Genomic DNA, 23,454 nt, shown 5'->3' on the forward strand with positions numbered 1-23,454 from the left:
ATGGCCGTCACTCCGGCTGTCTCTCCTGCTGCCGCGGCCGCTCCGGCCGAGTACGCTCTGCGTGCTCCGAGCGTCGCCGCGAACGCCGCGCACGCCGATCTGGACGCCGCCGACATCGATCGTGTGCTGCCGAGCGCGCTGGCCCTGTGGGGCCTTCGCGACCTGCCCGGTGAGGTGCGCGTAGGCGACGTCTCCGGCGACCGGCTCGCCGTGACGAGCGGCACCACGATCACGGTCGACCCCGATGCCGCCGGCCACGGCTGGTTCGTCGACGCGACCCCCGCCTCATCGCGCGAGTTCACGCACGGCGCCGGCTCCACGGCGACCGCCGATGCGTCGAGCGTCGCCGCGGGCCTGATGGACCTGCAAACCGTCCTCGCACACGAGATCGGCCATCTGCTCGGTCGCGACGACCTCGATCGTGACGACGCGCTGATGCACGAGCGACTCGCGCCGGGCACGCGCCACCTCGGCGTCGGATTCGACGACGGCGCGCACGTGAAGGTATTGCGCGCACTTGCTGCGGGCCGCGAACTGCCGTTGCGCGCGATGGACGTCGTCGAGCCCGCTTCAGAGCCGGCCGCGGAACAGCCCGTCGCCGAAGAGCCTGCGCCCGCGGAGCCCGCTCCTGCCGAGCCCGCACCCGCGGAGCCTGCTCCGGCTGAGCCCGCGCCGGCTGAGCCCGCCCCCGCTGAGCCTGCCCCCGCTGAGCCCGCGACCGCTCCGGTGGAGCCCGCAGTCGACACCGCTCCCGCCGAGCCCGTAGCGGAGGCCGAACCGGCAGCCGAAGCGCCGGCCGAGCCCGTCGCGGCAGAGCCCGCGGCCACGACGACCGCCGAGCCGGCGGCTCCGATTGCGGTCGCGCCCGTCGTCATCGCCCCGTCGCCATGGACCGTCACGATCTCGGGCACCGCGGTCATGCGCATCGACGGCACCGACCTGGTGATCGGCACCGAGCGCCGTGCTCTCTCGTCGATCACCGCCGTCATCGTCATCGGCGGTGCCGGTGCTGACACCCTCGTCATCGACGCGAGCGCGCTCGCCGCACTCAAGGGCAAGTCGGTGTCCTTCGACGGCGCCGGCGGCTCCGATGTGCTCGCCGGCCCCACGGTCGACGCGCGCTGGATCGTCGACGGCGCAGGCTCCGGGCGCATGCTCGCCGGGGGCGCGACGGTGACCTTCCGCGGAATCGAGACGCTGCGCGGTGCCGAGGGCAACAAGGATCTCTTCGAGCTGGTCGGCAGCGGCACGATCGGCGCCGTCGACGGCGGTGCGGGCGGCTTCGACACCATCGCGTCCCGCAACTCGTCCCCGGCCAGCGTCACCTCGCGGGTGAGCGGCCCGCAGTCGGGGTCGGTGGTGCTCGACGGCCGCACCACCCGGTACGACGGCCTGGAGCCCGTGAACCTCTCGTGCTCTGTGGCGTGCCTCGTCGACGCGGGCACGAGCGACAACCACCAGATCCGCATCCACTCGACCGGTGCGACCAACATCACGGTCGAGTTCACCACCGGCACCGGTGAGCTCACCACCTTCACGATCGGCGCCACGACGACAAAGCTCACCGTCCGCGGCGCCGCCGGCAACGACACCTTCCGGGTCGAGGCGCTCCCCGCGCACGTGACCATCGTCATCCAGGGCGGCGGCGGAGACGACACCCTCGTCGGACCGAACGTCGAGAACGACTGGGCGATCACCGGAGCCGACACGGGCGCAGCATCCTTCGCCCTCTTCTCGGCGGTCGAGAACATCACCGGCGGGTCGGCATCCGACACCTTCGCCGTGACCACCGTCGTCACTGCCAGCAATCCACCGCGCGTGCATACGCTCAGCGGCGTGATCAGCGGCGGCGGCGGCGTCGACGCGCTGGTCGCCGGCGACCTCGCCAACCGCTGGACACTGACCGGAGCGGGCACCGGCACGCTCTCCACCGTCGACCCCGACGATGACCTCGTGCTCACCAGCACGCAGTCCTTCGCCGCGATCGAGAACCTCATCGGCGGCCTCGGCGACGACGAGTTCCGCATGCTCGCCGGCGGCTCGGTGACCGGCATGATCGACGGCGGCGGCGATGACGACGAAGCGGACGAGCCGGCCGTCGACACGATCACGTTCGCGGGATTCGGCTCGCCCGTGACCCTCACGCTCGCGGGCGGCGCGCTCACCTTCGCCGCCCTCTTCTCACTCGCGACCACGCCGCAGACGTCCACCACCGGTGCCGGCACGGTGCGGTTCAACACCGCGACGCAGTCGAGCGCGACCCAGATCCGCGTCGGCATCGGCAATGCCGCCGGCGGCGTGATCGCCGCGGCGATCGACCGCATCGACGACTCTCCCGCGCCCCTCGGCGAGGTGCGCGTCGTCGCCACCGACGACGACGCGAAGTGGATCCTCTTCAAGCTGCTCGGCCTCGGCGCCGCCGGCGACCCGGGCTACCGCGCCTTCTCGGTGCAGGTGCTCTCCGCGAGCGCCGCCAACCCGTTCTCGGCGGACGACGCGCTGACCTTCGTCTACGCGCCGGGGATGCACTCGGCGACGGGCGTCGCCGCCTTCGTCAACGTCGAGACCGTCACCGGCGGCGCGGGCGCCGACACGGTGCGCGGTCCTCCGGACGAGTCGACTCGGTGGACCATCGACGGGGATGACGCGGGCAGCGTCGCCGGCATCGGATTCTCGTCGTTCGAGTCCCTCGTCGGCGCCGCAGGGTCTGCCGACGTGTTCACCGTCACCGCGACCGGCACCCTCTCCGGCTCCATCGCCGGAGGCAGCGGCACCTCCGACGCCCTCGTCTTCGCCGTCAGCGACACCCTCGCCGTTCTGTACAACGTCCCCTCCGCGAACCACAGCGGCACCGCGAACTACGACGGCCGCAGCATCGTCTACACGGGTCTGGATCGCCAGAGCGTTCTCGCCGGCAACAACTCGACCCGCGTCATCCAGGGCTCCTCGGCCGACGACGTCATGGTCGTCTCGGCCGTCGACGCGACCCGCATGCAGGTCCGCTACGTCGGCCGCGCCTGGTACGACGTCGTGACCGGCACCCTGGTCGATGGCGAGATCTTCCTGAACCCCCTCGTCTCGCTCGTCATCGAAGGTCGCGCCGGCGCCGACTCGATCACGATCGCGAGCCTCTCGTCGGGCTGGCACGACGGCGCGACGATCTTCGTCTACGGCAACCGCCGCCTCAGTGTCGCGACCCCGATCTTCGTCGACGACCCCGATGCCGACTCGGTCTTCTTCACCGGCGACATCGCACCGCTGGGCACGATGGAGATCTACGCGGCGAACATCACGGTGCGCGCGGGTGTCTCGATCGACGCGGGCGACGGCTACATCGTCCTGCGTGCCCGCCACATCGAGACCTCGACGTGGGAGAACCTCCGGCCGGGACTGGTCGCGAGCCGCAGCGTCGCGATCACGATCGAGGCGGATGCCGAGATCCGCGCGACCGGCATCTACATCATCGCGCAGGCCGAGGATCGTACCGTGGCCGAGTTCCTCGGCCAGATGAAGGAGGTCGCGAACTTCGTCATCAACCCGCTCATCAGCCTGCTCGAGTCGATCATCGCCCTCCCGGTGAAGGTGCTCGTGAAGAGCTCGTCGGCCACGATCACGATCGGCAACCGCGTGCGGATCATCAGCGCCGATGCGCTGGGCATCTATGCGACTGCTTCGGCCGACGCGAGCGGCTCGGCCCGCGGCAGCATGGTCAGCGTCGGGTTCGTGTGGGCGACGGCGACGGCGCGGGTCACGATCGGCACCGATGCCGTGCTCACGGGCGCGGCGGCTGTCGTGATCACGGCCACGGCGACGGCCACGGCATCCATCTCTTCCGAGACGAGCCGCGAGCTCTCGAGCACTCCGAACCCCGGGGCTACGCAGATCGCGCTCTCGCTCGCCGTCTCGAACGCCGTCGTGACCTCGACGATCAGCGTCGGCCTCCGCACCCGCATCGAAGCGGGCAAGACCGCGAACCTCGTCGCGACGGGCAACGCCGACTCGTCGGCGTCGGCCGAATCGGGCATCTACGCCGACGGCAGCGCGGGCGTCGCGACGGCGATCGAGCTGTCGGATGCCGACATCACCAACACGGTGCTCGGCACCGTCCGCGCGAACATGGGCTCGGGCTCGGTCGTCAAGATCGAGATCGACCCGACCGAGACCGACCCGACTCAGCCCGGATACGTCGACTACGCGAAGAACATGATCTTCGTCGGAGCCCACGCGCTCGTCACCGAAGACGTCATCACCTACACGAACCGGCGTGGCACGAGTATCGGCGGGCTCGTCGACGGCCGCCAGTACTTCGTGGTCCAACTCTTCGACATCGACGACCCCGACAACCCCGGGCGTGACGAGTCGCAGTGGATCAAGCTCGCCTTCACCGAAGAGCGCGCGATCACCGCCGGCCTCGGGTACGACTACCACGCCGGCAACGTCGTCGACCTGATCAACCAGGCCGGCACCGTGCTCGAGACGAGCAACAACGAGCGGCTCTTCAACGGCACCGACGTCGACGGCGCCGCCAACACGGTCCGTCTCCGGTGGCCCGTGGGCACGGTCTTCAACACGTTCGAACTCGGCCAGGCGGTCGTCTACCGCCAGGGCACCCACGCGATCGCCGGCCTCGTCGACGGCCAGACGTACTACGTCATCGCGAGCACCAATCAGACGAACCTCCAGGGAAACACGCGCTTCGCGACCGCACAGGTCATCCGGCTCGCCGAGAGCGAGAACGAGGCGCGCGGCGGCGTCTTCATCGACATCGGCGAGATCCCGGTCGGCGCGACCGGCTACATGTTCGAGGCGAAGCACGTTCTCGACTCGGGCTTCGCGACCGGTGTCGGCATCATCTCGCAGCTGAACGCCAAGGATTCCAGCTCCGCGAGCGCCGGCCTCGTGGACGAGGAGCTGAACCCGAACCTCTGGGCGAAGGTCAAGGAGAAGCTCGCGGCCAACGTCGTCGACTCGCTCCTCTCGCGGCTCACGCGTGCCTATCGCGACCACCAGGCCAAGGCCGGCGTCGCGTCCAACGGCGGCATCGCGGTCGCCGGCGCCCTCGCGTTCACCTTCGCCGACCACGACGTGACCACGATCGTGGGGGCGGCAGCGGTCATCCAGTCCAACGAGGACCTCGAGGTCAAGGCGACGATCGCCCAGACCCTCAACCTCAACGCCGAGTCGAACGCCGAGCCGCAGTCCGGCCCCGACGGTGCCAGCGCCGGCACGATGATCAGCGTCGCGATCTCGATCGGCATCGTCGAGAACACCGCGACCGCGACGCTCACCAGCGGCGCGACGCTCGACGGACTGCGCGCGACCCGCCTCATCGCCGACGTGTCATACCCGTTCCTCACGCGGTTCGACCAGTACATCCCGCTGTCGTGGGGCGAGCTGGTCGACTCGCTCCGCAACGACGGCTGGGACGCGATCCTCAAGTACGTCAACGCGCAGCTCGGCCTCAAGGACTCGCTCTTCAACACGTGGACCTCGGCGACCGCGCAGGCCGACGAGGTCGGCATCGCGGGCTCGGTCACCGTGCTCGTCCTCACGAACCGGGCGATCGCCACCGTGCAGTCGGGCGTGAAGATCAACCAGACGCTCGCGTGGCGGAACTCGGACCACGGCAATGCCGCGGGATCCGAGCAGGTCGTCTCGATCGAGGCGACGAACTACCAGCAGTTCATCAACATGGTCGGGATCTTCGCGCTGCCCGACATCGACCTCGACTCGAAGGGCACGAAGTTCGCCGACCGGATCTCGCTGAACCCCGCGGGTACTGCGGGCTCGAAGGGCGGCGCCGGCGGCTCGTTCTACGTCTTCGTGCAGGACAACACCACGCACGCGATCGTCCAGAACGGCGCGATGATCTTCAGCGGCGCCGACGGCGGCTTCAACATGAAGGCCGAAGAGGCGATCTTCCACATCGACCTCGTGCAGTCCGGCACCACCGGCGGCGCCTACGCGTTCGCCGGGTCGGTCGCCTACATCGGCCAGGACAGCGACACGCTCGTGCACCTGGGCGGCACCGCCAAGGTCACCGGCCGCGACGCCCGCCTGTACGCCGGCAACCTCACCACCCAGGTCACCTGGGTCGGCGCCGTCACCATCGGCGAGGGCACGGGCGTCGGCATCTCGGTCGCGATCAACGATCTGCAGCGGACGACCCGCGCGGTCATCGGCGACCTGACCGCGACCTCGTCCAACACGGCGGCAGCCGGCAGCACCGTGAACATCGACGTCACGGGAGTCATCGACGTCCTCGCCAGCCTCGATGGCGACCTGTACGCGTTCAGCGTCGCCGGAGCGGTTTCGCGTCCGGGAGCACCGACAGCGCCTGTCGGCACCCCGGCCAAGGCGCTGCAGCTGCTGGGCACCACGGCGCAGACGCCGCCCACCGGCATCGGCCTCGCCGGCGCGGCATCCGTCAACATCGTCCGCGACACCGTGCAGGCCTCGATCGCGAACGCCGGCCGCATCGTCGCCGGCAGCGTCACCGTCACCGCCCTCGACGACTTCTTCCAGCTCGCCGTCACCGGCGGCGCGAGCTTCGTCGTCAGCGCGCAGCCGGGAGGCAAGTCGATCGCCGGGGCCTTCAGCTTCAACGACATCGAGGCGACGATCCGCGCCTTCATCGTCGCCACCGACGTGACCACCTCGATCGTGCTCGACCCGACCGGCGCCGCGACCGGCGACGTCACCGTCACCGCGACCCGCAGCGGGGACCTCATCGCCCTCTCGGCGGGACTCGCCGGCGCACCGGGCAACGACAGCCTCGCGGTGGCCGGGTCGTTCTCGGCGAACGTCATCCTCAACGAGACCGAGGCGATCATCCGCGGCATGATCGGCAGCATCGCCGGCAATGTCGTGGTCAGCGCGTCGGACAACTCGCGCATCATCGCCGTCGGCGGCGGCATCGCGCTCGGCGGCAAGACGGGAGTCGGTCTCGGGGTCGGCCTCAACCTGCTCGGAACGCCGACCCGCCCCACGATCACCCGCGCGCTCATCGCCGGATCGCGCCTCACGATCGGCGGCACGACCGTCTCGGTCACCGCCTCGAATGTCAACCCGACGACCGAGGCGCGCATCTTCGCGTTCGGCGCCGGCATCGGACTCGCCCTCGGCCCGCAGAGCAACCTCGGCCTCGGCTTCATGCTCGGGGTCAACATCATCGAGGGGATCACCGAAGCGGCGATCCGGAGCACCACGATCACCGAGCTCGCCGGCACCCCGGGTGTCGTGGCCGTGACGGTCTCCGCGACCGACCGCACCGGCATCGTCGCGATCGCCGGAGCCGTGGGTCTCTCGACCTCGAACTCGATCGGCGCCGCCGCCGGCTACAACGAGGTCGACACCGACACGCTCGCGCGTCTCGACGACGTCGACATCACGATCGACGGCGCGCTGACGGTCATCGCGGTCTCCGACGGCGAGATCGGCGGCGTCGCGCTCGGCGTCGCGGCCGCACTCGGACCCCAGAGCGCGCTGAGCGGTGCCGGGTCGCTCCTCATCAACATCATCGAGAAGCGCGTCGAGGCCACGATCGGCGACACGGTCGCCGACTCGCACGTCGGCGCGTCCGTCATCAGCGCCGGCGGCCCCATCCGCGTCTCGGCCACCGACTCGTCGCTCATCGTCTCGATCGCCGGCGGCTTCTCGGTCGCCGCCAAGGGCATCGCGGTCGGCGCCGCGATCAGCTACAACCTCATCTCGAACCGCATCGTCGCCTCTATCGACGACGCCAGCGTCATCGCGCGGGGGGCCTCCTCCGACATCTCCGTCACCGCCACCTCGGGCGCGACCCTCGTCGCGATCGCGCTCGGCGCCGCCCTCTCGGGCGGCAACGTCGCCGTCGGCGGATCGCTCACGGTGAACTCGATCGCCAACACGCTCGACGCCCACATCGCCGACAGCCCCGACATCCGCGCCGGCCGGCACGTCCTGGTCACAGCCACCGAGTCGGTCACGCTGATCGTCATCGCGGGCGGCGTCGGGGTGGCCCTCTCCGGGACCGCGGTCGGCGCCGCGATCGCCTACAACTTCATCGGAGGCGGCTTCAGCCCCGCCAACCCCGACGTCATCGACCGCGACAGCACGGTCAAGGACCAGATCACCGCGTACATCCACAACGCGCGGGTGCAGGCGGGCGGCGACATCCAGGTCAAGGCCGGCTACCTGCCGCCGGCCTCGGCCCTGCCGGGTTCGGTGAGCATCGGAGACATCGTCACCGTCGCCATCCCGGGCGACCCGAGCACCGAGGCGAACGCGCCGTTCACCGCGCGGATCATCAGCGTCGCCATCGGCGCTGCGGGCGCGAGCCAGCTCGCCCTCGGCGGCGCGATCACGATCAACGTCATCGCCCACGCCATCACCGCCTACATCTCGGGGCCGCGTTCGGTCGACGCCGACGGCAGCATCCTCGTCCAGGCGGCCGACGACCTCACCGCGGTCGCGGTCGCCGGTGGTGCGGCGGCGGGCGGCAGCGCCGGCGGAGCCGCAGTTCCCCTGCAGATCGACCTCAGCTCGGTGAAGGCCTGGATCGGCGACGGAACCGTCGTCGACGCCCGCGGCAACGGCAGCGGCGTGCTCGCCCGCACCGGAACGAAGAACTCCGCCGGTGTTGCGCAGACCCTTCTCGTCAAGGGCCTCGCCGTCTCGGCCACGTCGTTCCAGACCGTGCGCACCATCGCCATCGGTCTCGCGGGCGGAGCGAAGTTCGGCGTCGCCGGCTCGGGCAGCGTCACGGTGATCGATCGCACCGTCCACGCCTGGATCGGCGACGGTGCGCGGATCAACCAGGGAACGACCGGCGAGAGCGTCGACCAGAGCGTCGTGGTGATCGCCTCCAGCCGCACCGACCACGTCGGCGTGGCCGGCTCGATCGCCATCGGCGGCAAGGCCGGCATCGGCGCCGGCGTCGAGGTCGGCGTGCTCACCAAGAACACCCACGCCTGGATCGGCGCGGGTGCGTGGGTGCAGGCGCAGCGTGACGTCCGGGTGCTGGCCTTCTCGCAAGAGAAGATCGTCTCGGTCTCTGGAGCGGTCGCCGCCGGCGGCAAGGTCGGCATCGCCGGCGCCGTCGACATCTACGTGCTCGACATCTCCACCACCGCCAAGATCCGGGGCACCGCGACAGCCGCGCTGACGCCGACAACCGTCCTGGCGCTCGGCAGCGTGCAGGTCGCGGCCTCCAGTGACACCGAGGTCGACTTCATCGCCGGCAACCTCGCGGTCGGCGCGATCGCCGCCGGCATCGGCGGCGCGGTCGTGGTGCCGGTGATCACCAAGAGGACGGATGCCGCGATCGGCGCCCGCGCGATCGTCGACGGCCGCGGCCTCCGCCCGGGAATCGACGTCGACGGCGGCTTCGACGTCGTGTTCGTGAACTACGGTGGCGAGACCGGGCAGGTGCGGCCGCCGTCGATCTCGAACAGCGACGTGGGCTACAACCCGTCGAACCCCGACGCCGAAGACCCCCTCGTCGACGAGCAGTTCACGGGCTACCGCGTCGTGACGCCCGACACCCGCACCGGCTTCACCGGCGTCGCGGTCACCGCGCTCAACCGCGACGACATCGGCATGTACGGCATCGGCGCGGGGGCCTCGGCATCCGTCGCCGTGCAGATCTCGGCCATCGTGCACGTGATCACGGCCTCGACCACAGCCCGCATCGGCGATTTCGCAGAGATCAACGCGAGCGCCGGCAGCGAGGGTGCGAACCAGAGCGTGCTCGTCATCGCGGCGAACGACTACCAGCTTCTCGGCATCGCCGGCGGCGGCGCCTTCTCGGGTGTCGTCGGGGTCACGCCCGCCGTCGAGGTCGCCGTCGTGCTCAACACGGTGACGGCGTCGATCCGCACCTCGGCCCGCGTCGAGGCCGCGCGCGACATCGAGGTGCGTGCGCAGGCCGCAGAAGACATCCTGATCATCACGATCGCGATCGCCGTTTCCGGCGGGGTCGGCATCGGCGGGGCCGTCGGCGTCCTCGTGATCGACAACACGACGCACGCGAGCATCGCGTCGGGCGCGGTCGCCTTCGCGGGCGGCAACGTCGTCGTCATCGCCTCCGACCTGACCGACCTCGACATCCTCTCGATCGCCGCCGGCATCGGCTTCGCGAAGGCCGGCGTCGGAGCGGGCACCTCGGTCACGGTCATCACGAAGGACACGCGGGCCTGGATCGGCAATGCGACGGTGGATGCCGGTGGCCGGTCCGACCTCATCAACACGTACGACGGCACGCTGAGCGACAGTGGGGTCTTCGGCATCACGGATGCCGTCGACAACGTCCACGGCGTGATCGTCGTCGCCGTCAGCAGCGAAGACGTCCTCTCGGTGGCGATCGCCGGTGCGGGTGGTCTCATCGCCGGAATCGCCGGAGCCGTCACCGTGCAGGTGCTCGACTCCGACACCCGCGCGTTCATCGACGGCGGCGCCCGCATCAACACCCTCGCGCAGGGCACGGCCTCGGCGAACCAGGATGTGCGGGTCGTCGCGATCAACGACGTCACGATCCTCGCGATCTCGGGCGCCATCGGCGTCGGCGCCGTCGGTCTCGCCGGCGGTGTGGACATCGGCATCGTCCACAACGACACGACCGCGTTCATCGCCGGCATCGATGTGCGCGCCCGGCGCCACATCACCGCCAGCGCCCTGGCCGACCGCGAGCTCAGCAGCTTCGTGATCAGCGCCGGCGGCGGCGCGGTGGGACTCGCCGCAGCGGTGTCGGTGTGGACGCTCGGCGGCAACCTCATCTCGACCTACGCCTACGCCGACAAGACGCAGAGCGGCGCGAACACGACACGCAGCACCGACGCGCTGACCGGCAAGGGCTCGAGCGGCGAGAACACCTCGACGATCGCGAAGGTCGACGGCCTCATCAACGGTTCTGACGCATCGTCCGCGCTCGGGTCGCTCGTGAACCCCGGCGTCGACGACGACGGCAACGCGGCCGGCACCACCCAGAACTCCGGCGACATGCGCGATGCCGCCGCCGACGTCAAGAGCACGTTCGACGCCCAGGCTCCGGGCGGCGCGGTGGGCGCCGCGACGGCCGCCCCCGGCGCGAGCCCGCTCGTGGGCACGCAGGAGGTCCCCAGCGGCACGGCGGCCTTCATCGGCCGCAACGCCACGATCACCGCGGGCGGCGACGTGCTCATCGACGCCCGCAGCCGCCTCATCGTCCTGATGGTCGGCGGCGGCCTCGGCATCGGCGGCGCGGGGATCGGCGCCGGCATCGCCGTCCTCACCTTCGACGACGACGTCACCGCCTTCATCGGCTCAGGTTCCACGGTGAGCGCCGGTGCCACCGGAACGGTCGCGCTCCGGGCACGCCTGTTCGCCGACTTCAGCGTCCTCGCCGTCACGGCCGGGTTCGGCGCGATCGTGGGTGTCGCCGCATCGGTCGTCGTCGTCAACGACCGCGGCGCGGTCAGCGCCTACCTCGAAGACGCCACGAGCACCGCGGATGCCGCCGTCATCGCGGCAGCGGGAACCGTCCAGATCCTCGCCGAGCGCATCGTCGGCATCCACGTCGCCGCGGTCGCCGCCGCGGTGGGCATCATCGCCGCCGCCGTCGGCGCCTCGGTCGTCGTCGTGAACTCCACCGGGTCCGCGCTCGCCGCGACCGGCACCTTCTCGCGCATCGGCGTCGACTCTCCGACCGCCACGGTCGGCACGGTGACCATCGAGGCCAAGGTCACCTCGACCGTTTCGTCGTTCGGCTCATCGCGCATCACGATCCTCGCGCTCGCGGGCGGCCCGCTCGGCGTCTCGGCGGGTGTCCTCGCGATCACCGTGGGTGTCTCGGGCGCTGCGGTCGCTTCGGCAGAGGTGCGGCGCGGAACCCTCATCTACGCATCGGGCGCCGTCCGGGTGGCATCCCGCTTCACCCCGACCGTGCGGGTCTCGGGCGCGACGGCTGCGGTCGGAGTCGTCGCGGTCGGAGGCGTGGGTCTCGCGGTCGCGCTCTACGGCATCGCCCGAGCCTTCATCGCCGACGCCGTCACGGTGCGCGCCGGATCGATCGCGGTCGAGGCCGTCAACACGGCCATCGCCGAGGCGTCGATCGTCGTCGTCGCGATCGGCGCGATCGGCGGCTCGGGCGCGCGCGTCGACACCGACGTCGACGTCGACTCCGACGCCCGCATCGGCTCGACCTCGGGCGCGATCACCACGCTCGCCACGACCGGCTCCATCTCGCTGCTGGCCACCGCCACCCAGTCTTCGAGTGCCCGGACCGAAGGCGGCGCCGGCGGCCTCGGCGCCGTCGCGTGGCTCATCGCCGACGCGACGCTCACCGGCTGGACCCGCGCCGCGATCCTCGGCCGCACCACGATCGTGCGTGCGGGCGGCGTCGACGTCACAGCCCGCGTGATCGCCGCCAACGCCGGGGCACGGGTCGTCGTCGGATCGGGCGGCGCGATCTCGATCGGCGGGTCGCAGGCGCTCGCGAACTCGAGCCCCGACATCACCGCCGCGATCGGCGACGGCGTGACGATCGGCGATCTCGCCGTCGCCTCGGCCCCGGTGCCGATCCTCGGCGGAGTCACGGTCTCCGCCACCGCCCGCGCCGAGGCCGACACCACCGCCAACGCCTACGGCGGCGGCGCGGTGCAGGTCGGCATCCCCGAGGCGCGCACCACGATCAGCCCAGACGTCGAGGCGTACATCGGCACCGCCGGTGCCGCCTCGCCCACCCGCATCTACGCCGCAGGGTCGGTGCGCGTCGAAGCCGAGCTGTCGGACGACGCGAGCACGCCGCTCGTCGACCGCATCACCGCGATCCAGATCGACCCCGACACGCTCACGTTCGAGTACCCCGGCATCGCCGAGGGCGATGTGGTCAGCTACCGCCCGACCGGCACCGCGATCACGGGCCTGCACAGCGGATCGACCTACACGGTGCTCGACACCGGCACCGCCGGCCGCATCCGGCTCGGATCACTGCTGGACGCGGCGCAGGTCGACCCGCTCACCGAGATCATCACCTTCGGCACCCCGCACGGGTTCCGAAGCGGCGACTGCGTCGTCTACGACCCGCGCGCGGGGGTGTCGATCCTTGCGAGCACCACGAGCGCCACATGCTCGACGAGCGGCACCTCGTCGTTCTATGTGCGGGTGATCGGTGACGACGGGTACCGCATCATGCTGACGACGACCTACGCGGCCGCGGTCGCCGCGAGCGATGCCACGCTGAATCCGACCATCACCGGCAATGTGCTCACCAACCCGACCATCGGCGCTCAGCCGACCGGCACGGCGGTCGTCTACCGCGCTCCGGTCGCGGCGACGTTCATCTCGGGTGCGGTCGACGTCACGCCGGTGCAGGTCACCGACCCGGTGACCGGCGGCCTGGTGTGGGTGCCGCAGAGCACGACCGGCGCGGACAACACCGTCACGATCACGCACGTCACAGCTGCGAACAACATCTTCGTCGGCACGGGTGTCCTGGCGCTCCTCAATACGGGCGACGCGGTGCTGTATCTCGCACTCGACGGCGTCGCGCTCACGGGGCTCGTGCACAACACCGTCTACTACGTCATCCGCGGAGCGAACGGTGTCATCCAGCTCGCCGCTTCGCGCTGCCTCGCGGTCGGATGCCCCGACGACGACATCGCGCAGACGGCGCTCTCGATCGGGATCCCCGCCGGATCCGAGTCGCTGCGTCACTCGATCCAGCGCAGCATCGGCGGCCTCCGCGACGGCCAGACCTACTACACGATCACCGGCGGATCGCTCGTTCCGGGCTCGTTCCAGCTCGCCGCGACTCCCGGCGGCACCGCGATCACCCTCGACACCCAGTACCGTCCCGGCTTGCACCTCTTCGGCATCCGCGAGGTCGACCTCAAGGTCGGCACCGGGACGCAGGCGCTGTATGCCGCTATCGCCGGTGCGCTTCCCGCCGGCAGCCACACCATCGCCGGTCAAGGCGGCGAATCGCTCGCCACGATCGCACCGCCGAGCGGCGACGGCCAGTCGGGCGCCACCGCCAACGGCGGCTCGGGCGGCGGCGTCGACGTCAGCGTCCCGTCGGCACGGGTCACCGGCTCGCCCGAGGTCAGCGCCGTCCTCGCCGCAGGCATCACGAAGGTCGGCGGCTCGGTCACGGTCACCGCGACCGGCGCATCGCGTGCCACCGCTTACGCCAACACCGCCGGCGGCGGCGGTGTGTCGGTGGGAGAGGCGCACGCCGACGTCGTCTTCGACACCGCCACGACGATCGCCTCGATCGCGACGGGCAGCGACGTGCGGGCCGACCTCGACGTCACGGTCAGCGCCACGAGCGACCACCGCATCGGCGCCACGGCGGTGTCGAAGGGCGGCGGCGTGATCTCGGGCAAGATCGCCGAGACGACCGCGCGCATCGACAACGACACCACCGCGAGCATCGGCTCCGGTGCCGTCGTCGTCGCCGGCCGCCACGTGCGGGTGCTGAGCAGTTCGGCCACCAACGGCTCGACGTTCTCCGACACCGAATCGTGGGGCATCGGCGCGGGCGCCGACTCCGACAACACGAACGGCGACCGCGGCGTCACGATCGGCACCGGCGCCGACCCGTCGAAGACATGGGTCTACGTCGGCCAGGGCGCGACGATCACCGGACAGACCGTCGACCTGCACGCGGCCGTCACCCGCATCACCGCCCGGGCGACGGCGAAGGCCCTCGGCGTGAACCCGATCCTGCTCGGTGTCGCGACCGCCTACGCGAACGCCGACGTCAACATCAACTCCGACGTGCTGGTCGAGATCGACGGCAGCGGCGCCGTTCGCACGACGATCCGCGGCAACCGCGGCATCGACATGCAGGCCACGACCTCGGGCGTCTCGATCGTCCGCGACGCACAGCGCCTCGCCGTCGCCCTCATCCCCCCGCAGGACGCCGATGCCGGCGGCACCGACTCGTTCGACAACGAGGTCGACACCGATCGGAACGTTCTCGTCATCGCCGGAGCCCGCGCCGCGACCCCGCCCGCGGCATCCGGTCTCGCCACACTCCCGAGCCCGGGCAGCGTCGCGCTGCACGTGCAGGCTCAGAACATCTCGATCACGGTGAACAACAACCCGCCACTCGACAGCGACCGCTACCGCAACGACGACAACACCACCCAGGTCCGCAACGGAGACATCGACTGGGATGCCGACGTCATCATCCTCGGCGGGCTCGACGGAGCCCCGCTGCTGGTCGTCGACGCGAACGGCTACGTCGTCGAGGCGAACGCGATCCTGGTCAACGGCGTCGCGCCGGTCGCGGGCGGCCCCAACCCGACGCACGTCGACCCCGACGGCAACGGCTCGTACGTCATCGACCCGATCCTGAACTCGGGCTACGCGAACGTGCTGTTCGTCGCCGATGACGAGATCGACAACGAGGACTACGCGGGAAGCACCGACGGCAACCCGAACGCGGACTGGCCGACGTTCGAGTTCCGCGACACCCTCGACTCGGTCGTCATCATCGACTACTCGGGCCTCGACGTCACGATCTCGCGCATCGACGTCGTCAACTCCCTCGGGACCACGCCGCTGGTCGTGCTCCGGTCGCGCGGCGGGAACCTGCGCGCTCACACGACGCTCGAGTTCGACGTGCGTCACGCCGCCGCTCCGAGCTACGTCGACATCGAGAAGCGCGGCGACGGCGACGTGCTGCTGTCGAACCTCATCAACAACCCGGTCGGCCTCACCCGCATCGTGAACCTGTTCGGCGACATCATCGCGTCGACCGCGAGCACGCTCATCGTCACGAACCTGCTCGACATCGAAGCGACCCAGGGTTCGATCGGCAGCGCCGCGCGCCGGATCGCCGTCGACCTCGTCCGCTTCACGGTGCGGCCGCGGCTCGACGCCCCCACCGCGAGCGGCGTGCGCGACCCGCGGCTGGTCGCCGTCGCCGGCGTCGACGCGTACCTCAGCCTCCGCGGTCTCGACCGGGCGCTCACCGGCTCCGACCCGCTGACGATCCACCTCGACCGCATCGTCGCGGGCCGCGACATCGACCTCGAGCTGCGCACGGCACTGCGTCAGTCGGCGACCGCGCAGACCGCGGACGTGCGCGTGCAGGTGCCGTCGGAGCTCAGCGCGTGGATCAACCCCCGCGTGCACCGGTTCCACTTCCGCGGCACCGATCCGGCGTACGACCCGGCCCGATCCGGGGTCTCGGCCCTGCTCGACCCCGCCGTCTACGTCGGCACGACCTCGACCGAGGTCTCGAGCGCCTACCGCCTGGAGCAGCGGAACCTCCCGCTCGCCCGCACCGACGTCACCGTGAGCAGCGGCGGCCTCACCGGGTTCCAGGCAGACACGCTCCTCGGCGAGTTCGTGATCTTCGAGTCGGCACCGCTTCCCGCCGGTCGCCCGGGGCTCATCGCCGGCGACGACATCCGCATCCGCGACACCGAGGCGCTGGCGTACGGACCGACGGCGGTCGATCGCGAGACGGCGCCCGTCATCACGCTCGAGGGCTTCATCGACCTGGCGAACGCCGGCACCGGTTTCGTCGACGTCGACATCGACGGCGAGATCACGCTCGAAGAAGTCTCGGGCGACCTCCGCATCGGCCTCATCCGCTCGCGCACCGCCGACGTGACGCTGACGGCGGCCCGCAGCATCCTCGACGCCGACCCGGCAGACGCCGCGGCCAACCCGGCCGACCCGCGCGACGTCGAAGGCGTGAACATCACCCTCATCGCCAAGACCGGTTCGATCGGCACCCAGACCGACTTCCTCGAGATCAACCTGCTCGACACCTTCGGCCTCTCGCTCACGCCGGTGCGCGGCATCCTGAACGCGACCGCCGCCCTCGGCGTCTACCTGTTCGAGACGCTGGGTGACATGCGCGTCGGACTCGTCACCTCGGCGCAGGACGACCTGACGAAGGTCACCGACGTCTCGCTCGTCACCGGTGCGGGCTCGATCATCGACGGCGATGCGGATGCCGCCGCCGACGTGGTCGCCGACCGCATCGACCTCGGCGCGACCGGCGGCGGCGTGGGCTCGTTCCTCGACGACCTCGAGGTGAACACGGGCATCGTGCGCTCGGCATCCGGTCGCCTCTATGTCGCCACAGACCAGGGCGTGTACCTCACCGAGACCGAGGGCGATCTGCGACTTCTCACGGCGCGCTCGCGCGACGGGCACGTGCGCCTCACGATCCCCGACACCAACGGCGTGCGCGGGCCTCCGTCAACCGGCACGCAGGACCTCATCCTGCTCGTCGACGGCGACAGCCTCATCAGCCAGTCGCAGCCCCGCGCCACCACTCCGGGTGCCGCCGACACCGCGACCACGACGCGCACCGGCATCTGGGCCAAGCTCGACATCTCGCTCTGGATCGGCGACGACCTCCTCGCCCCCGCCCTCTCCGACATCGTCGCCGGGCGCATGATCTACATCCACGGCGACGTGAACCGCGGCACCGCCGCCCCCACCGCGACCGATCCGGATCCCCTCGGCACTCCGGTCGCAAGCAACGCCGACACGCACACGAGCCCCGCAACGGCTTCCGCCGGCTTCGGCACCACGATGACCTTCGCCGGTCGCCTCGGCGGCGTCTTCGACCTCGACGGGTCGTCCGACCGCACCGACCGCGCTCTCGTGTTCGGCCACATCGACGTCGACCGGTTCGACTTCCTCTCGACGCTCCTCGGCACCGCCGTGCGGGTCTCGGGCAGCCAGAACCTCTCGGCGACCGACCGGACGCGGTGCCTCGGAACCGTGTTCCAGACGGCGTGCGGCGACGGCGAAGACGTCTTCCGCGTCATCGCGCTGCGCACCCCCGACAGCGCGGCCGCCCACACCCTCACCCTCGACGGCCAGCAGGGCACCGATCACTACCGTGTCGAGATGACGACGGATGCCGCTCGCACGTACACGATCAACATCCTCGACACCGGTGCCCCGAACGACGGCGCCGACCTCGCAACGATCGTCGGAACATCGGGTGCCGACGTGTTCCTGCTGCGCAAGGTCACGTCGATCCCGGGTGAGACGGCCGACCGCCCCGCATTCGTCGCCCTCGTCCACGGCACGGTGGCCGGGCTCCGGGCGACGCCCGCCGTCGGCACCGGCGTCGAGCGCGTCAACTACGACTCGGCGCTCAACGGCCGCCTCACGGTCGAATCCGGCGACGGCGCCGACACCTTCGCCGTCGACGACACGAGCACGACGATCACGCTCGACGCGGGGGCAGGCAACGACGTCTTCCAGATCGGGCAGCTCTTCGGCACGAAGCGCAACGCCGCAGCCGGCCTCACCCCCGCCGACGTGTTCCCGCGTCTCATCGCGACGACGCGCGGCTACCTCAGCCCCGGCATCAGCGCTCCGCTGGTCGCCCTCGGCGGCACCGGCAACGACCAGTTCACCGTCTACTCGAACCAGGCCGAGCTGCGCCTCGAGGGCGAGGATGGCAACGACCTGTTCGTCGTCCGCGCCTTCGCCCTGGCGCGCATCGACGCCGCCGGCACGATCCTGCGCGACGCGGCGGGCACGGCGATCCCGGCCATCGGAGCCTCGACCGACCGTCCCCTCGACATCCGCACCGGCGGCGGCGACGACGAGGTGCAGTACACGATGAACGCGCCGGTGTCGGTCGACGGCGGCGCCGGCTACGACAAGCTCGTGATCCTGGGCACCGAGTTCCCCGACGACATCGTCATCACGAAGACCGCGATCTACGGCGCCGGCACCTCGGTGCGCTACACGACGGTCGAGTCGGTCGAGGTCGACGGCCTCGAAGGCGCCGACCAGTTCTTCGTGCAGTCGACCGCCGGCGGCGTCTCGTACCGCGTGATCGGCGGTCACGGCAGCGACACCATCAACATCGCCGGCGACATCTCGACCGACATCGTCGTGCGCGACATCGAGGGCGCGACGGGCGCCGTCGATCACCTCGTCACCTCGGGCGACATCCGCTACGACGGGATCATCGCGCCCGGCATCGACCTCAACGTCGCCGGCATCAACGAGGGCATCGTCGTGATCTCGGAGTCCGGCGGCAGCACGTCCGTCGCCGAGGGTGGCGGAGCCCGTGCCTTCGACTCGTACACAGTGCGCCTCTCGCGGGCGCCCGTGGGCACCGTCTACGTCACGGTGTCGGCATCGACTCCGGGCGTCGCCGAGCGGGTCGGGCTCACCCCCGGCGACTCGGTGTGGCTGTGCGCCGGCGCCGCGGTCGCGTGTGACGACGCGTTCGCCGACTTCCGCCGCCACCTCGTCGAGATGGGCGGAGTCATCGATCCCGCGCAGCGTGCGCTGGTGCTCGTCTTCGACGCATCGAACTGGTCGATCCCGCAGACCGTCCACGTCTACGCCGTCGACGACCTGCGCCCCGAGGGCGATCGCGTCGTCACCATCAACCACACGACGATCGCGCAGAGCGCCGCCGACCGGCTCGCCGGATTCGATGCGGCCGCGGTCCGCAACGTCGAGGCGCTCGTGCGCGACAACGACACCCCGGGCGTCACGGTGATCGAGGTCGCTCCCGGCACGAGCGACGAAGACCGCTCGACGGTGGTGCTCGAGGGCACGAGCGGCATGACCGACGACGTGCTCGTCGGGCTCGCCGCCCCCGCCACCGGCACCGTCGTCATCCGTCTCGACGTCCCGGACGGCCGCATCGTGCTCTCGAGCGCCGACGGCCGCTTCAACGCCGCCACCCGCACGATCACCTTCGCCGCGGGCGACACCACCCCGGTGCGGATCACGATCACGGTCATCGACGACGGCACGCGTCAGGACCCGGCGTTCGTCCGCCTCATCGCGCGTCTGATCTCGGCGCCCGGCGGCTACGCCTTCGCCGCTCGCACCGTCTACGTCGACGTGCGCGACGACGACTCCGCCGGCATCATCGTCACGCAGTCCGGCGGCAGCACCACCGTCATCCGCGGCGGCACCGGCGACGACTACACGATCCGCCTCACCACGCGCCCGACGGCCGATGTGCACGTCGCGATCCTCACCGACGGCCTCGTCGACGCCGTCCTCGGCGGCCGCGTCGCGATGCGCGCGATCGGCACCGCCGGCGCCGGTCTGTTCACGGGCCTGGTCGCGATCGACGCGGCCCTGCGCACCATCACGAGCCTCGACGGCGTCAGCTTCCTCGCGGCCGGGTTCCTCGAGGGCCAGCGCATCTCGCTGGACGGCGGAAACACCTACTTCAAGATCGCCGTCATCCGCGGCACCAACGCCACGTTCGACAACGTGCTGCAGCTCACGGCGGAGAGCTCGCTCGCCGCGTATGCGGGCACCTCGACGATGACGGTGCGGCGGGTCGCGGCATCCGTCACCTTCACGTCGTCGAACTGGGCGAGCGCCGTCACCGTGTCGCTCGTCGCCGACACCCTCTTCGATGTGCCGCTCGTGCGCCAGGGCGTCAAGACCTTCGCGGTGCAGCCGCATCTGCTCTCACAGCTCGTCGGCCCGGTCTCGGTCGAGGGCGGCACGACGCGCGCCGACCGGTCGCTCCAGAACGGGATCAAGCTTCCGGGCGAGACCGACGGCCCGCTGCTCGGCATCGGCACCGCGGCGTCGCTGCCCGAGGGCCGCAACATCGACGTCCTCAACATCTTCGACGACTCGAGCGTGCAGGACCACGTCCGCACCCTCACCTCGACCAGCCTCACCGGCACCGGGCTCCCCGCCGGCTTCACCGTCGACGGCGCCACAGCGTTCGGCGAGCCGGCGGTCGTGCCCGGCGGCATCTCGTTCGGCCAGGTCGAATTCGAGGTCGACGCCGACGGCACCGTGCGCGGCATCACGGCGGATGCCGCGCTCTCGACCATCGAGGTCCTCAACCTGCTGCTCGGGACGGGCAACGACCGCCTCACGATCACGGGAACGCTGCAGGCAGCCCCCGAAGACGACGGCGACCCGGCGACGGTGACCAACCCGCCGGCGGCGCACGGGACGATCACGGTCGTGCACGGCGGCGGCAACCAGCTGCTGCCCAACGGCTTGGTCGGCGGCGACACCATCATCATCACCGGCGGCGCAGGCCCCACATCTCCCCTCGTCGTCTACGGCGACACGTCGCAGGACGGCTCCTGGTACGCGGGCAACCCGGCAGCGCAGGATGCCGGAGACTTCGGCGTCCAGCCGTTCGACCAGTTCCCGGGCATCGCCGACGAGGACGAGCGCTTCCTCTTCCCGCTCGCGAGCCCCTTCGACCACTCCGGCAACGACGTCATCGACGCTCGCGCGCTGTTCGCGGGGGTCGCGGCCGGAGCGCTTCCCACCGTCGGGTTCATCGCCTACGGCGGAGCGGGTGACGACACCATCTGGGGCAGCCAGGCCGGTGACTACCTCGCGGGCGGCTCGGGCGACGACCTGATCGAGGGCCAGCGCGGCGCAGACCAGATCTACGGCGACTCGGGCATCAACGTCGACGTCATCACGCGGACCCTGTCGATCCCGACGACGAACGCGAGCACGGCGCCCAACGCCGACGGCCTCGTCGCCGGCTCCGACGAACTCCACGGCGAGGGCGCCGGCAGCGCGGTGGGAACCGGCACCGACGGCGACGACATCATCTTCGGCGACCACGGCGTCGTGATCCAACAGGTCGCAGCCGGGCGGCCGAACCTCACCGGCGGACCCGTCTTCGTCCGCCTGCAGACCACGCGTCTCGTACTCACCGTCTTCACCGTCGAGCCGACCAACGGCGCGGCCGACGTCATCACCGGCGACGTCGGCGACGACCGCATCGGCGGCGGCAACGGCGACGACGTCATCACCGGGAACACCGGCGCCGACATCGTGTTCGGCGACCATGGCCGCATCGAGTACGCGACCCCCGACGGCTTCCGCCAGGTCATCCACACCACCGACCCGCTCGTGCCGGCGGGGAACGACATCATCGCGGGCAACGACGGAAGCGACGTGATCCTCGGCGGCGACGGTGACGATCGGATCACCGGGGATGCCGGCGCCGACGTCGTCTTCGGCGACCACGGCCGCGTCGAGTACGACATCACCGTCGGCATGATCCAGCGGATCTTCACCACCGATCCGTCTGCGCTGTCGGGCGCCGATGTGATCGCCGGCAACGACGGCGATGACGTGATCCTCGGCGGCAACGGTTCCGATCGGATCACCGGCGACGCGGGCGATGACATCGTCTTCGGCGACCACGGCCGCGTCGAGTATGTCACCCCGAGCGGCAACCGCAGCCTCATCTTCACGACCGACCCCGGAGTGCCCGCGGGCGACGACACCATCGCGGGCAACGACGGCGACGACGTGATCCTCGGCGGCAACGGCGACGACCTGATCTCGGGCGACAACGGCGCCGACGTGATCCTCGGCGACCACGGCCGCATCGAGTACTACACGGCGCTGAACACGATCCGTCGCATCTTCACGACCGATCCCGCGAACCTCGCCGGCGCCGACACCATCACGGGCGACGCAGGCGCCGACATCATCCTGGGCGGCAACGACGACGACCTGATCAACGGCAACGGCGGCGCCGACATCATCCTCGGCGACCACGGGCGCATCGAGATCGACGCGCCGATCGCAGGCGCCGCGGCCGGTCTCGTCCGCGAGATCACCACGACCGACCCGCTCGTCGCCGCCGGTGACGACGTGATCTTCGGTGACGCCGACCGCGACATCGTCCTCGGCGGCAACGGCAGCGATGTGATCTCCGGCGGCGCCGAGGCCGACATCGTCCTCGGCGACCACGGCCTGATCCGCGACGTCACCGGCTCGGCCATCGCGCCGTCGGCACAGGTCGCCGACGGCACGTGGGACCTCATCACCACGTCCGACCCGAACCAGGGCGCGGCCGACGTCATCACCGGTGACGGCGCCAACGACATCATCTTCGGCGGGACGCTCGGCGACACGATCTCGGGCGGTGACGCGAACGACCTGATCTTCGGTGACCACGGCAAGGTCGAGTCGACCGTGCTCCACCAGGGCCGGTTCGGCATCTTCCTCGAGCTGCTGCCGCTGAACATGCCGCTCGCGGCGCACCCGTTCCGCTGGACGTCGATCCACACGCTCATCGGCGACGGCGGCGCGAGCGACCTCGTGCGCGGCAACGCCGGCGAAGACGTCATCATCGCCGGGCAGGGCGCCGACCGCGTCACCGGGGGCACCGGCGACGACGACATCATGGGCGGCCACAACGTCGCAGGCGGCAGCGACGCCGGCGACTTCCTCGACGGTGGCGCACAGAACGACGCGATCGCCGGCGACAACGCGAACCTGCTGCGCACCGGCGACATCTCCAGCCGCCGATTCCAGACCCTGACCGCGGGCGCGATCTTCACTCAGGACACCGGGTGCGCGAACATCGCGGCCACCGGCCCGTGCGGCACCTCGCCGACGGCGTCGTACGACGACCCGCGGGGCGTCAAGGAGCGCAGCGTCGTGCTGTTCGACCACGCGGCCACGACGGGCGCGGGTCTGTGGGGCGCCGACGTCATCGCCGGCGGCGCGGAGGACGACCTC

General features: G+C 70.9%; 1 protein-coding gene (only partly in view). It reads left to right on the forward strand.

Annotation, left to right across the window (positions count from 1 at the left end):
• A protein-coding gene (locus FFS15_RS14400) for a Calx-beta domain-containing protein (protein ID WP_137845735.1) crosses the window boundary here: on the forward strand, positions 1-23,454 show its 5' portion. 4,884 nt of this gene lie beyond the right edge of the window; 23,454 of the gene's 28,338 nt are visible here — the first part of the coding sequence; it begins with the start codon at positions 1-3; its stop codon lies off the right edge, out of view.

It is taken from the genome of Microbacterium sp. 2FI, from assembly GCF_005502885.1.
In the GTDB taxonomy this organism is placed as follows: domain Bacteria; phylum Actinomycetota; class Actinomycetes; order Actinomycetales; family Microbacteriaceae; genus Microbacterium.